At 33.8% G+C, this 15051-nt stretch carries 11 protein-coding genes, 2 tRNA genes and 1 riboswitch; of the genes, 1 reads left to right on the forward strand and 12 read right to left on the reverse strand.

Translation table 11 applies throughout. The features are described 5' to 3' along the window. The 4 genes from Q2T76_RS06310 to Q2T76_RS06325 form a co-directional block, all read right to left on the reverse strand. Positions 1-785 (reverse strand): hypothetical protein (locus Q2T76_RS06310; RefSeq protein WP_302084688.1); only part of this gene is annotated, 785 nt, incomplete at its 3' end. A gap of 149 nt (positions 786-934) precedes the next feature. Continuing rightward, on the reverse strand, positions 935-1162 hold the full coding sequence (locus Q2T76_RS06315; protein WP_302084689.1) for a hypothetical protein: 228 nt from the start codon (positions 1160-1162) through the stop codon (positions 935-937). Between the two features lie 226 nt (positions 1163-1388). Then, entirely contained in the window at positions 1389-3128 is a 1740-nt protein-coding gene (locus tag Q2T76_RS06320; RefSeq protein ID WP_302084690.1) for a hypothetical protein, read from the reverse strand. A gap of 59 nt (positions 3129-3187) precedes the next feature. Further along, on the reverse strand, positions 3188-3520 hold the full coding sequence (locus Q2T76_RS06325) for a cyclic-phosphate processing receiver domain-containing protein (RefSeq protein ID WP_302084691.1): 333 nt from the start codon (positions 3518-3520) through the stop codon (positions 3188-3190). 159 nt (positions 3521-3679) lie between these two features. Here Q2T76_RS06325 and Q2T76_RS06330 point away from each other — a divergent pair, with 159 nt between their 5' ends. Beyond that, positions 3680-5506 (forward strand): sulfatase-like hydrolase/transferase, encoded by a 1827-nt coding sequence (locus Q2T76_RS06330; RefSeq protein ID WP_302084692.1) that lies wholly within the window; start codon positions 3680-3682, stop codon positions 5504-5506. Positions 5507-5838: 332 nt separating this feature from the next. Here Q2T76_RS06330 and Q2T76_RS06335 read toward each other — a convergent pair whose 3' ends face one another. The 8 genes from Q2T76_RS06335 to Q2T76_RS06370 form a co-directional block, all read right to left on the reverse strand. Beyond that, positions 5839-7647, reverse strand: a complete 1809-nt coding sequence (locus tag Q2T76_RS06335; RefSeq protein WP_302084693.1) for an LTA synthase family protein — start codon at positions 7645-7647, stop codon at positions 5839-5841. A 75-nt stretch (positions 7648-7722) separates the two neighbouring features. Beyond that, positions 7723-8919 carry an MFS transporter gene (locus tag Q2T76_RS06340; RefSeq protein ID WP_302084694.1) on the reverse strand — a complete coding sequence of 399 codons (1197 nt, stop codon included), beginning with the start codon at positions 8917-8919 and terminating at the stop codon, positions 7723-7725. A 28-nt stretch (positions 8920-8947) separates the two neighbouring features. Further along, positions 8948-9020 (reverse strand) — tRNA-Thr (locus Q2T76_RS06345). Positions 9021-9035: 15 nt separating this feature from the next. Further along, the gene (locus tag Q2T76_RS06350) at positions 9036-9977 is read right to left on the reverse strand and encodes an alpha/beta hydrolase (RefSeq protein WP_302084695.1); all 942 of its coding nucleotides are present in this window, start codon (positions 9975-9977) and stop codon (positions 9036-9038) included. A gap of 54 nt (positions 9978-10031) precedes the next feature. Further along, positions 10032-10104 (reverse strand) — tRNA-Asn (locus tag Q2T76_RS06355). Positions 10105-10167: 63 nt separating this feature from the next. After that, positions 10168-11445: a serine--tRNA ligase gene (gene serS, locus Q2T76_RS06360; RefSeq protein WP_302084696.1), complete on the reverse strand. Its 1278-nt coding sequence runs from the start codon at positions 11443-11445 to the stop codon at positions 10168-10170. 276 nt (positions 11446-11721) lie between these two features. Next, a complete protein-coding gene (locus Q2T76_RS06365; RefSeq protein WP_302084697.1) occupies positions 11722-13281 on the reverse strand; it encodes a helix-turn-helix domain-containing protein in 1560 nt (519 codons plus the stop codon). 62 nt (positions 13282-13343) lie between these two features. Continuing rightward, positions 13344-14768 carry an amino acid permease gene (locus Q2T76_RS06370; protein ID WP_302084698.1) on the reverse strand — a complete coding sequence of 475 codons (1425 nt, stop codon included), beginning with the start codon at positions 14766-14768 and terminating at the stop codon, positions 13344-13346. A 105-nt stretch (positions 14769-14873) separates the two neighbouring features. After that, a riboswitch (Lysine riboswitch) is annotated at positions 14874-15046 on the reverse strand. Between the last annotated feature and the right edge of the window lie 5 nt (positions 15047-15051).

Consider the following 15051-nt stretch of genomic DNA (forward strand, 5'->3'; position numbering starts at 1 on the left):
TCAGTGATTTGACCTTTACCAACTTGGTAATAAATCTTAGCTTTCAAGTCGGCAAGAATTTCAGCCATTGATTCATTTCTTGTCGAATCGAAACGTTTACCAATATTTTGTTCAAGCCACTCTTGGAAACGTTGGTTAGTATTATGTAAGTTAGCGTATTGAGCATCATCTGCTTGATAAGGTGTTGTTAACTCACTAATGTTATAACCAGCAGTCTTCATATCTTTGAAGACACGTCCGCTTAAATACATACTCTTTTCATAGTATGTTGGAAACTGTGGTTTGCTGACTTGTGTATTTTTTGGCTTAGTTGCCTTTTCTTCTTCACTCCACGTTGGATGGAATAGTGATCCATATTTCAACCAGTTGTATGGATATTCACCAATTGATGTACCATATTGTTGCATGTATTTAACGTAGTCACCAGTTGGTGTTTGCCCGTTAAACATTGTCATATTGTTAATAAGGTTGTCAATATCAGCAACTGTCTTATCAGCTAACGGATTCCTGTAATATCTACTATAGAAATCTTGGTTACCACTACTTACAACATTACCAATTAGGCTTCCATCACGTAAGGCGATTGATGAACCAGTACCACTACCATTATCAACTAACCAACCAGCCATATCAGAAGCTACAATCAAATACTTATGGTCAGCTTCAACTTCTGTATCACTATCTAATAATTTTTGTGATTTTAGCAATCCACCATGAAGGTTTGATCCTGCAGTATATGAAGCAGCGAATCCCTTATTGATGGTTGCAAGACTGTCATCATTCAATGGTACGAGACCATTTAACTTATCAGTAGCGTCTCTTTGGATTGTGACAATACCAATCTTAGCTTCGATATTAGGATTACTATTAAGTTCAGTAGTGAATGCTTCAAGTTGTGCTTTAACATTCGCATAGTTCTTAATAGTTGTAGTATCTACAGCAAAGACGATAGCAATTTTTCTTTTTGAACTGTACCATCTTCTGGCAACTTAAAGTTAATACCATAAGTGCCATCCCCATTATCAGTAGCTGTTTTTGCGATTGGATAATCAGGTGTTTCTGTTTGAGCAACCGCTCTACTTACCCCTGAAACACTCCCCAAACCAAGAACAAAAACTCCCAATGTCATAATAAATTGAGTAATTCTTCTCCTGAGTTTCATTAATACTCCTCCTATAAAAAACCAAATTAATTAAAGGAATTATTACTTATTTTTAAAAACTATAAGTTAATTATTATTCTAAGATAGATTTTTTAAAAGCAAAAGATAATAATTCCACTAATAACTTGATTATACATAAACATCCATATAAAGTCAGTTATTTTTAGTAAATCCTTATAAAATTTATTCTTAAATAAAAAAACACCAATAATAAAATTGGTGTTTTTTAGTCATTATTCATCTTTTTTAAAACAATTAGAGCTATCATTGAGGCCATGTACGTACATACAGTTACAGTCATCGCTAAATATTCATACTTTAATTGGTGCACTCTAATAGTAAGTTGAGAAGTTCTGCTTCTAGATATCAAACTAGACCTCACTGCCACTGTTCCGTAATCATCATTTCTTTTATTCGCAACTTTTTTCCCGTTTATATATGAATCGTATTTAATTCCTTTATAATCGACAACCGGAGTTACAACATATTGAGGAATTTTATTATTTCTAACCGAAATTCTCTGTTCTGTACTATTCACCGTAGACGTTAATCTATTAAAAATGATTGGTCCGGGAATAATATTATTAGTCACTAGGTAAGGAGCAAGCCCTTGGTTCTTACTTAATTTCGTTTTGGAATAATAGTCATTATTGAAAGAAGGCTTTACTAATCCATCAGTCATTGCAGATTGTGAAAGTATGTTAGATCTCTGTTCTTCAGTTTTATAAATCGAATAACTCCCTGGAAACAATACTAGAATTGACACTACTGTTATTACAATTTTTGACTGTTCAAAATTTATATTCGTCATCATGCCAATGATACTAATAACAATAAAAATAACTGATATTGTTAAAATTCGTCCCGGAAATTGAATAGTTTCTATTTTTGAAAGAAATGTAATTTTATCAATTATTTCCCACCCATTTTTAAACCAATCAGTAGTCATAATTGTTAATATAACTCCAATAATACCTGAAGAAAGAAAATAAATATTTCCCCGCCTAGATTCAAAACTGAAAAACAAGTAAATAATTGAAACGACACCTAATAAAAGTAATATACTTCCTATATTCCAACTTGTAGCACTATACCCAGCAAACCCCTTGGGAGAAAAAATATTCAAAAAATCACTGATGTAAGATGCTGTAGAAACTGTTGTTTTAATAAATCTTCCATTAGTTGGAAAAAGAAGTTCATTAGACGTAGTTAGGTTTAAGAAATTATAAATGGTCACCAGTGATAATAATGCTGTAAGTGAAGCTGACACTAATATATTCACTATTTCGTTAAGATTTATCTTTCTAGTTATTATCCTAAATAGCTCCACTAAAATTAACGGTACTAGAATTAAAGCAACCGATAAAATATGGGAATTTACAATCAAAGAAAAACCCAAAGCCAAGAAAATAATACCTGACCTTTTCTTTTTCCATATTCTTAACAATCCAATAACTACTAAGGGAATAAATGTATAGCCCAGTAGTTCCCCAACTGCCAGTCGTTGATATTCAAGTATTAAATGCCAGTTGTTAAATACATATAAAGCTGAAATAAAAATAGAAATTGACGCTTTATGAGTAAACTCTCGAGATAATAACCACGCAGTGAAACTTGTTACAAAATTTATTAAAAACATACATAAGAATACTTTTTTCACTAACGTGACTGGTAGTAAAAATGGCCAAATAAATATATATAGTGAAAAAAATGGATACATTGAGTTAATTCCGATTCCTTGTGTTTGAAAATCTAGAAAATTGACTGGAAACGCTATTTGTCCCTGCTCCATACTATGGAGTACACTTCTGATTCTAGCAAAGTGAAACGCCCAATCATCTTGTCCAACATGCACTTGCCGATCAAAGAAAAAAGGAAGCGTTGCTAAAATACTAATAATTACAAGTGCTAATAATTCAAATATAATTTCGTAGTTCTTATTAAAAGATTTTTTAAGTTCCATCATTTATCCTTTTACTTAAAAAATCTTCCCCTTTATATTAAGACTCAATCCACATATTATTCTTATTCAAAATCTTCAGGATAAGAAACTATTTTGACTTTAATATCTGAAGAAATAACATTACTCTCTTTGGCAATTTTTAATTGTTCATCCATATATTCTACCGCCATAAAATCTGACGAATGTAGCCAGATGTTGTCCACGTACCATTGATTATTTATGAAATCATCAACGAACGTTTTACCTTGTGGGTATTTCCAACCCAGACTGTTATCCAGAGAAATATGAGTAACTGCATTTTTATTTTTTAAAAAAACTTCTTCAAGTTCTTGGACATTGCTAACCAATGTCCAACCATCGGGTACTGATCTGATATCATCTAAAAATAATTTCATAGTTACCTCCTCCAACATTTTCTATATTTTTAAAAGACTTTTTAATTATTCTCAGGTTTATTATTAAAAAAATCAAGAGAAATATTTGTTACAGGGCTTTGTAAAAGTCAAGCAAAAGTGTATCATTTAAGTATATTACTCAATCAAGGTGAAAGAAAAATGACCATTGTTATAACTTTAGGATTATTTATATCATTATTTTTGGCAATGATTTTGCAAAAAGATCAAATATTTGGCTTTTTGGCAACTATTTATTTGAATTTAATTTGTGCCTCTTTTTTTGCGCTCAAAACAACAGAGTTCTATTTAAAAAGACCTATCACTGTCACTGCAATTTTTCTCGATAAATCAACCTCAATAAAATTTCTATTATTAATAATTGCATTCTTTGTCATTTTGTTCATTCTTTTCTCGTTCCTTAATCGAAAGCTTTTAAATATAAAAATAACTAAGTATAAGAATAAAAAGTGGATTAGATACTTAATTGTACTTTTTGTCTTAAGCCTCGGTCTATTCCTACTTTTTTCAGCAAATTGGGAACAGCAAACATTTAGTCTCTTGACTCCAGAGCAAATAATTTATAATCTAACTCAACCCATGGAAGGAGCAGATGGAAGCTTTTTAAATTCATTTGTAAACGGTCCCCTAACAAAAACACTTATTTTCTTTGTTATATCAATCCCTTTTGTCTTATATATAAGAAATTTCAAAATCTCATTTTCACTTAAAAAAAATTTCTCACTGAAATTTACCACCATTTTTTCATTAGTCGGCCTAGTATTATCAATTACCTTTACCTCAGTTGCTGCCGTTAAGGCTGATGCTGCGAGCTTTTATCATTACCTAACTTCTGATTCCTCATTCATTCAAAATAACTACACTAAGCCCACTTCAAAAAATGTTATTTTTCCAACTAAAAAAAGAAATTTAATCTATATTTACGTTGAGTCTTTGGAATCGACTACCATTTCAAAAGAACTTGGTGGACAGTGGAGCACAAACTTGTTACCTGAGTTAACCAGCTTGGCTGAGCAACCTGAAAATGTCCATTTTTCTGATACCAATAAAGAGTTTGGAGGTGCTCAACAATTACCTGGTACTGGATGGACTGTCGCTGGAATGGTTGCACAAACATCAGGACTTCCTCTTAAAGTTCCAAGTAGTAACGGAACCAATCAAAGATCACATCAAAATTACTCTACCGGAACGAAAGATAAATTTTTGGCAGGTGTAACCTCTATAAATGATATCCTTGCCGGTCAAGGATATGAACAAACTTTAGTATTCAGATCAAGCGCTGCTTTTGCAGGAAGAGGTAACTATTTTGGGCAGCATGGAGTGAATACAATTGATGACTTAAACGTTGTAAAAAGAGAAAATCGTCTTCCAAAAGATTATCATGTTTTCTGGGGATACGAAGATTCAAAATTATTCAACTTCGCTAAGGAAGATGCAACAAAACTAAGTCAAGGAACTAAACCCTTTAATTTAACCTTACTAACTGAGAACACTCATTTTGTAGGAGGTTATTTAGAATCATCCGCCCCACAACCATATAACGACAAGTACTCAAATGTCATTGCGTACTCAGATCATCAAATTGTGGATTTTGTAAAATGGGTTCAACAGCAACCATTCTATGACAATACAACCATTATCATTCAAGGTGATCATTTATGTATGGATTCTAATTACTACAAAAGTGTTCCAGACAATAAAAGAAGAACTTTTAATTTAATAATAAACGGCGCGCAACCTAAAGACCAGGTCATAAAAACTAACAACAGACAATTCAGCACTCTGGACATGTTTCCAACCACCCTATCTGCTCTGGGTGTCACCATTAAAGGAGAACGCCTAGGCCTTGGCACCAATCTACTTTCGGATAAGAAAACTTTAATTGAAAAATATGGATTTGAAAAAGTTAATAAAGAGTTATCAGAAAGATCCAGTTACTATACTAAGACATTTATGATTAACAAATAAAAAAAGAACAATAGTTTAGTCTATCGTTCTTTTTTATTTATATTAAGACTGGAGAAGAAAAATCTAAAAAATTAGCTCCTAAGGGTAATGAGTTATTTTTTTTACGTAGTCACTACGCCTCTAATTCTTCCAAATTGAAAACTCCGATCTTCGTGAAAACTACCATTGACTACATACACTGTTATAAAAAAGATAGATTTAAGCAAAACGACAGTACCAATATGATCAGCAAACTTTAAAGTTTATTTTTTAAATAATCATTTTTATTCATATATCCTTCGTAATTACTATCAATTCAAATTATAAACTAGTAGTATCTATTTCAGTTCCCTTTATTGTCCATTAATAAATTTATTATTGTAATACTTCGAAACTGCTGATAATTCTGTACTGACATTAACAAATCCATATTTCTCAACTAATGTCTCTTTATTCGAGAGAAGATTTGTTCCTAATCCAAGCCTGTTCCCTTTAACTTCTACACCTAATGCTGCCAGCGTGGTTGGAAACATATCAATTGTTCCAAACTGTCTGTTAGTAGTTTTAATTTTAGATTTATCAGCTTCTTGTGGAGCATTAAGAATCAAATTGAATGTATGTCTGTCTTTCACCCCTTTATAGTATTGAGTATCCATACTTAGATGATCACCATTTATAATGATAGTAGTATTTTTGTAAAAATCTTGTTGTTGCGCCCACTTCACAAATTCAACTATTTGATGATCTGAAAAAGCAATTACATTGGAGTATTTATTTCCGTATGGCTGGGGAGAGCCTTTTTCAGTATATCCACCAATATGATGCGTATTCGCAGTTAGCATAGTTAAATTGAAAGGTTTATTTTGTTGACTTAGTTTCGTTACATCTTGCTTGGCATATTCAAATAGTTTTGAATCTTCATATCCCCACCAAACTTTATAATCCTTAGATATTCTGCCTTCTTTTTTTGCCGCGAGATAATCATCAATTTTTACATTCCCATGTTCTTTGAAGTAACTTCTGCGACCACCAAATGTTGCATCAGAACCAAACAAAGCGACTTGATTGTAACCTTCTTTTTCTAAGATGTCGTTTAATGAGATTACACCTGGAAGAAATTTATCTCCTTTGTTATTAGCATAACTATTCCCATCAACAGGAATTTTTAAAGGCAGCCCTGAAGTCTGGGCAACCATTCCCGCAATCGTCCATCCAGTTCCTGAAAGCTGTTGTGCTCCACCAAATTCCTTTTCACTATTTGAAAAATGAATTCCTTGTCTTGATAATTCTGTTAATTCAGGAAGTAAATTTTGACTTTGTTGTCCTCCCAACTCTTTTGATATGGATGTCGATTCTAAGGACTCAGCATAAATATAAATTAAGTTTCGTTTGTGCTTAGGGAATTTAATGTTATTTGCAGTTGGTTCAACATAGTTCTTTTTTATGAAAGTTGAATCAGTTGTGAAATAATCGTAAAAATCTTTCGCCTTTATCTCCACTGCAGCAATAGAAGTCAAAACTAGACTAATAATTAAACTTGGAACAACAATCCATTTCCCTAAAAAGCGATAATTAAAAAATCGATTTAAGATTTTAAATGAAAAGTTGAATTTTCTTAAATAAATAAAAATAATACTCAAAAAAATCAGTAATAGCAGTGATTGTAATAATGGTCCAATAATAAATGAATCGACAAATCCTCCTGCAGTCCCTTCCATCGGCTGAGTCAAATTGTATATGATTTGCTCAGGAGTTAACAGATTGAAATTATAATTCGTCCAGTAACTAGCTTTTAACAAGAAATAGCCTATAGTAATTAAGAAAGCCGCACCTATACTTCCATAAGGCAACCGATTTTTTTTAAAGTTTTTTTCTACCATTGAAAAACTAGTCCAACGCTCTAATAAATTGAGTGAAAAATAAACTAATACGTAAACAATTAATAAAATAAAGCAAAATTTGATTGAAAAAGTTGGTGTAAATATTACATCGTTAAAAACTATAGGATTATGTGTATATATTCGCGCCAAAAATAAACTTATTAACAAAGAAGCTATTCCCACGAGAAAAGTTTTCGCCAAAATTTTAAAAGTAGTATCATTTTTTGTAAAGATTGCAGCCAAAATTGGCAATATTACAAATCCAAAAATAAAAATATACATTTATCCATCCTCTATACCCTGTTTACTATGTTTAATCTTATCATTAAATTTTCATTGTGCAAAAAAGTCATAGAATTATCCTTCTACGACTTTCTTTTTCATATACATATAGTAACTTCCATAACAAATCCCACAGGCAATGATTAATATTCCAAAAATAACGGTTAGATTTGCCGCCCCAAAATTTTGAAATACCAAGGTTCCAATTGGCACACCTAGCGCATTACCGGTTAAAAATCCCGATTGCGCAATACCAAGATAAATTATGCGTTCCTGCCTAGGAAAGATTTCATATTCCATTAATTCTTTAAATATAAAGAATCCCGCAGTTCCAAATGACATAATCGCATAGGCCAATATGATGAAATAAATATTTTGCTGACCATTTAAGACTAACAAAATCATCGATATTCCGATGATCAGTTGATTGATTATAAAGAATAATAATGGAGCCACATTCACTTTAATTCTTTGGTAGAAAATTGCCGCTACTACCGTCAAAACACTAAAGACAGTAGTCCAAAATGTCACTGAAGCAACCTTTAGTCCCGAGCTACGGAGAATAGCTGGAATGATTGGTTCAATCAATGCATCCGTTACTCCTAAGAAAAACACCACCAGAAACAAAATAATTCCCGAAGTCTTATTAGATGGAAAGATGGTTATTGGTTTATCTTTTTTTTCGTGCATTTTGCTTGTTGGGATATCGTTAAAAAGAATCAAGCTTCCCATACAAATTGAAGATAAGACAATTAAAGAAATGTAGACTAAATTTGACGAATTGAAAAATGAAATAATGGCGCCAGCAACAATAATTGCCAACAGTGCTGCTACTTGTAGTATTACATATCGTGACGATACTAAGATTTTTTTACTAGCCTCATCCGCATCCGACTCGTAATAAATCCAAGTTCTAATTACTATTAAGGTAATGCTTGCTCCCATTCCAGAGATTAATCCAGATACTACTGCAATGAATGGACTACTGGGGAAGATTCTCAAGAACATCCCCAATGCATAAATCGGCAAAAACACTATCGCAATTTTTCTTAAATTCCAATTGTTCAAATTATTACTAATCAGAAATGATAAGGCACCAGCAACAGCCATTGCTGAATAAGCCATTGAATAATTCACTAATCCATTATTTTGTTGAAAATAAAGAACTTGAGAATATCGTGAAATTCCCATAGTTAAATAAAAAACTAAAATGAATGACAACAGTTTTCGATGTTTATATTCAGTTTTAAAAATTGTTTTAACTCTGCTCATTCAAAAAACATCCTAAAACCCCTAAAAATGCCAGTTGCAGGATTCGAACCTGTGACCGCCGGTTTACGATACCGATGCTCTACCAACTGAGCTAAACTGGCATAAGTAAGTACATCTTATTTGATGTACTTGTCTAAAAACTTCGTTACTTTATTTTGATATAATTGAGGATTTTTTTCAAATGATTTTGCATGTCCAACGCCCTTAATTACCCAGAGTTCTTTGGGACCCTTAGTTGCCTTGTAGTTTTTGTAAACCATGTTAGTTGGTACAAAATCATCTTTTCCTCCGTGAATGAAGAAAACAGGCAAATGATTATTCTTTAGTTGATCAACGCTACTAGCTACATATGGATCATAGCCACCCTTTACTATCGTTACCCAACTGAGAATCTTAACTAGTGGAACTGGTGGAATATTGTATAAATTACCAGCTTCGTAGAATAATTCATCTTTCAAAGATGAATAGCCACAATCTTCGACAATTGCTTTAACCTGAGATGGTAGATTAATTCCACTCATCATCATAACCGTGGCCCCACCCATACTAATTCCGTAGAGAACAATCTGGGAATCAGTACCATCTTTAGCGATTACTTTGTTTACCCATTTTGCGTAATCATCTTTATCGGTCCAACCGTAACCAATAACTTCTCCTTCACTTTGACCATGAGCTCGATCATCAGGAGCCAGCACGTTATAACCCATATCATGAAACATCTTGATTTGTTGAGCCATATCTTCTTTTTTACCCATGAAACCATGAGCAACGACAACGGTTTTTTTCGTTGGTTTTTCAGCTGGCACATAAGCAGCCACCAACTTTAAATTACCACCAGCTGAGGTTTGTTTCCACGTTTGTTTATTTTCTTTGAGCCATTTTTTGGCGGCCGTTTCTTTCTTAGTTACTTTCTCACTATCCAAAAATGATTTTTCACCTGGAACAAACGCCACTTGATAGAAATAAAGACTGGCTGCAGTAAGTGCTGCTGCAATTACCACAACAATTGCTGTCAGCCAACTGATTATTTTCTTTTTTCTGCCCATTTTTTTCTTCATATTTTCACCTATCGGTTATTGTAATAAAAAAGCCAGCAATAGCTGGCTGATCGACTCCGGTTGTCAGGCTCGAACTGACGACAACCTGATTAACAGTCAGGTGCTCTACCAACTGAGCTAAACCGGAATAATAACTTGACGACTAATAAATGATAGCTTTTTTAAAAAATCTAGTCAAGTCATTTTTATACTATTTTGTTATCTTCTTAACCCCATTCATATACGGAACAAGCACTTCTGGAATCGTAACTGTGCCATCTTCATTTTGATAATTTTCTAGAATTGCTGCGACAGTTCTACCTACTGCTAATCCAGATCCATTAAGGGTATGCAACAAGTTAACTTTTCCGTTCTCATCACGATAACGAATTTGGGCACGACGTGCTTGGAAATCTTCACAGTTTGAGCAGCTTGAAATCTCACGATAAGTTTTTTGTGCTGGCATCCAAACTTCGAGATCATATGTCTTAGCAGCGGAGAAACTAGCATCTCCACTTGCTAAAACAATCCGGTGATATGGAAGATTTAATTTCTCAAGAATGCTTTCTGCATCCAAAGTCATTTGCTCCAATTCGTCATATGAAGTTTCTGGCTTAGTAAATTTCACCATTTCGACCTTGTTGAATTGGTGCATTCTAATTAAACCACGAGTGTCACGTCCGGCACTTCCCGCTTCAGAACGAAAACTTGGACTCAAAGCTGTGAATTTTTGAGGCAACTTCTCTTCATCAAGAATTTCGCCTCGGTAAAAGTTGGTTAAGGGCACTTCTGCAGTGGGAATTAATGTCAATGGATCTTCTTCATTCATGACCGTGTATACATCTTCAGTAAACTTAGGAAACTGCGAGGTTCCAAACATTGATTCATTGTTAACTAAATAAGGCGTAATCATTTCTTGATACTCTTCTTTAGCATGTTCATCGAGCATAAAGTTATAGATAGCACGTTCTAATTTTGCTCCTAGACCCATGTAGTAGACGAAGCGACTTCCGGAAACTTTTGCAGCACGTTCAAAATCAAGAATTTCTAAATCTTCTCCAAGTTCAAAATGAGCTTTTGGTGTGAAATCAAAGTCTCTAATCTCACCCCATTGTTTCACTTCTTCATTGTAACTTTCGTCAGGTCCAACAGGCACAGTATCAGATGGGAAGTTTGGCAAGCGCACTAAAATATAATTCATTTTCTCATCAATATCATTTAATTGACTGTCTAAATCTTTAATCTTTGCCGATACTTCTTGCATAGCATTAATCTGCTCGATAGCGTCTTCTTTATTACGTTTTGCTTGAGCAATCTCTTGTGAAACGTTATTACGTTCAGCCTTTAATTCTTCGGTTTTTACAAGAATTTCACGACGCTTAGCATCGAAATCTACAACCTCATCAATTTCTTCAGCTTTAACACCGCGAGCTGCTAACTTATCCTTTGCCCATTGTGGATCTTTTCTAATTTTTTTAATATCTAACATTTTTTCTACCTCCTTCAAATAAAAAAAGCCGACTCTCCCTAACTAAAGGGACGAATCGACTTGTTCGCGGTACCACCCGAATTCAAGCATATAAAAATACACTTGCACTTCATTGGATGATAACGATCTCCGTCGATGGCTTCTAACCATAAGCTCGAATGCTGGAATAGGATTCTTATTAGTTCACACCAACCACTAACTCTCTGAAATAAATCACATAGGCATTCTCAATTGCTTGTTGTAAATATAATAATGTATCGAAATAAATAATTCAACTTATCTATTGTTCAAAGTTTTTTGATTAGTCCACATTTCGTGAATCAAACTGTACAATTCGCCATATTGTCCTTCTAGTCCGCCATAAATCCACCGGAAGATAAAGGCATTACTATCGATACCTTCAGGCAATAACTGCTCACTTTCACTAATAACCAAATCAGCTTTTTGAACATCATCAGTAACGTCTACATAAGGAATTGACTCAAGCATCTGCATCAAGTCACTATGAATCATGAAGAAACGTTCCATATCAATAAAGACTTGAATTCGATTCTCTTTGCGGTTCAAAACCACTCGTTGACTGATTAAGTCATACATTGCCTCGGCAATATTCACAGTGTCATTACTAAAGAATTGGAATGGCTCCTCTTTAGCAACTTGTTGGACCGTATCCAGAGCCATTTTCTTAATTTCTGGGTATTCTAAACGTTGCATGGATAGTTGATAATTTAAGTAAAAATCAGCCAGTCCCATGAAATTCTCTTTGAAGGAGATGCTGGCAATTGCAGATGAAACAAAATTATTTCGGAATTGCTTCATTGCCTTATCATCAAAATTCATCGCTTTTTTCAAGTCCAATGGAAACTTGCTTATTACTTCATTAATAAAGCGATATGTTTCCGGATTTGATTGTTGATACAACGAAGTCAATTTCTCAATTGCGGCATCATCTTGTGGCATAAAGGTTGGCATGCAAGTGATGTATAAATAATAATGTGCCGACTCAATATGTTCTTGTTCAGGAGTTAAAGTTGCTGGTAGCTTCTTAGCTTCGCGATAACTCTTAACCACATTAGGATGAGGATATCTTAGTAATTTATTAGAAAGATCTTGATTACTAATATGGCGTCCTTGACCCGAACAGATATTATTAATTGCCACAAAAGTAGCATAAAATTCTAGAGAGGTTTTGTCTGGAAGTGGAACTTGAAATTCATTTAAAACATATTTTACGAAGTCCAAACACTCATCATGAGAAATATCTGCAAAAGGCCATTCATAGCCACGAGTGGCATTCCACATAATTCCAGTTAAGCCCAAGCGAATCATCTTCTCGTCACCAATCAAGCGAATTGGTTCATAGGTCAATCGTAAGTTGAACTTACGCATGATAGTTCGTAATGGTTTTAAGTGACGTAAGACCGTTGCCTTACTGGAATTTTCTCCTTCATAAAACTTCTCAAAGGATGTACATTCTTGATTAATAACACAATTCATGATGAATCTGTAAGGATGAGAATTCTTCACAAGATAGAAATGGTATTGATCGGGATCAACGTTAAAGACCTCAAACATGCTAGGGTCTTTCTTCCCTAGTATTTCTGACATATCATCTAGAATTCCTAAATAAGTGTTGTAAATACTACCGTAGCTCTTCTTCAATAGTAGGGCAATTTGGCGTAAATTAACTTCATCTATTTGGTAGTCTAAAGCTCCATAAGTTGATAAGCGATCAGTGTCAGCCATTTCTCTAACTTTAATCTGAACGATTTTAATGAATAAATTCAGTTTTTCGGCATCAGATGATGTTAGAAATAAATCTTTTGATTTCTCCATGTCACTCCTCAAATTTCAAATTCATTTTTATGTTAATTTATTTTACTTTTTTAAACACTTATTTACAACTCAATATCCTCTAATTTAATCATTTTTGTTTTATATTTAATTTTATAGTAAAGATAAAACCCTATGAATAAAGGAATACTCATGTAACTTATTAGTAAATTAAACCAATTAAATGAAACTAAAGAATTGATATCTTGTCCCAAAATTACGATAATCCCAAGAAAAATTGCTAATAATGGTCCGAAAGGAAAGAGTGGTGCTTTGTATTTTAGAACTCCCAGATCTTTCTTCTGAACAATAAATGCTCTTCTGAAACGATAATGTGACCAAGCAATTCCTAGCCAGGCAATAAATCCAGTTAAACCACTGGCAGCTACCAATAATTCATAGAAGTTCTTGCCAACAATACTTAATAGTAGAACTACTAATCCAAAAACTCCGGTAAGGATTAATGAAATTACCGGCACACCACGAAGACTGGTTTTCGAGAACACTTTAGGAGCGAAATTCATTTCACCCATCGACCAGAGCATTCGTGTAGCGGCGTACATCCCTGAATTGGCAGCCGACAAGACCGCAATCAGAATAACACCATTGATGATATCCGCAGCTCCAACTAGACCTAGCTTATCAAAAACTAAAGTAAATGGACTAATAGCGATATCTTTTACGCTAGAACCCAGTAATTGTGGTGATGTATAAGGTATTAAAGCCCCAATTACAAAAATTGCCACTACGTAAAAAATCAAAATACGCCAAAAAACTTGTTTGATTGCCTTTGGAATACTTTTTTCAGGATGTTTGGTTTCTCCTGCAGTAATTCCGATTAATTCAGTACCCTGGAATGAAAAACCAGCAACAACGAAAACACTTAACATTGCTGGAATACCACCAACAAACGGTGCTTGTTTGTAATGAAAGTTACTTAAACCAACAGCTGGTTTACCATTAATTCCAAAGAAAATCATTGCTCCACCAACAATAATGAATGCAATAACAGTAGCAACTTTAATCAAGGACATCCAATATTCTGATTCAGCAAATGTTTTTACTGAAACAATATTGATAAAGAAAATAACAATTAAGAAGAATAAACTGATTAACCAACCTGGTATTGTTGGTAACCAATAATGCACAATAATTGCAGTAGTCGATAGATCAACCGCTAAGGTAATAGCCCAGTTAAACCAATAATTCCAACCAAGAGCAAACCCAACCGCCGGGTCAACAAAACGATTTGCATAGGTTGAAAATGAACCTGATACCGGAATATACGTTGCCATTTCTCCTAAACTAGTCATTAAGAAATAGACCATAATTCCGATAGCAACATAAGCCACCATTGCTCCACCAGGACCAGCTTTAGAAATGGTTGCTCCACTTGCGACAAATAATCCTGTTCCAATACTTCCTCCTAGAGCTATCATCGACAGATGTCGAGTTCTAAGAGATCTCTTTACTTCTGTATGTTCTGCCATACTTCCTACCTACTTATAAAAAATTACAAATAGACCAAAATAACTAAAAAAACTCCTCGTCATCAGCGTTCGCCAATAACAAAGAGTTTAGACTTTACCTACTCAGTTATTAATAGCACTCCGCATTTTTGCGACAGTATATTACCTCTTAAGTAATATCCCAACCAATACTTCTCATAGTAAATATTGATTTCGGCATCTTCTCCTTTCAATAGAAATTCTAGTCACTATGTTGACAATTCCTACCTACTGATAGTTGATGCGCCTCTATTTGTTAACCATA

Origin of the sequence: Lactobacillus sp. YT155 (assembly GCF_030504545.1) — a bacterium.
Classification (GTDB): domain Bacteria; phylum Bacillota; class Bacilli; order Lactobacillales; family Lactobacillaceae; genus BQUT01.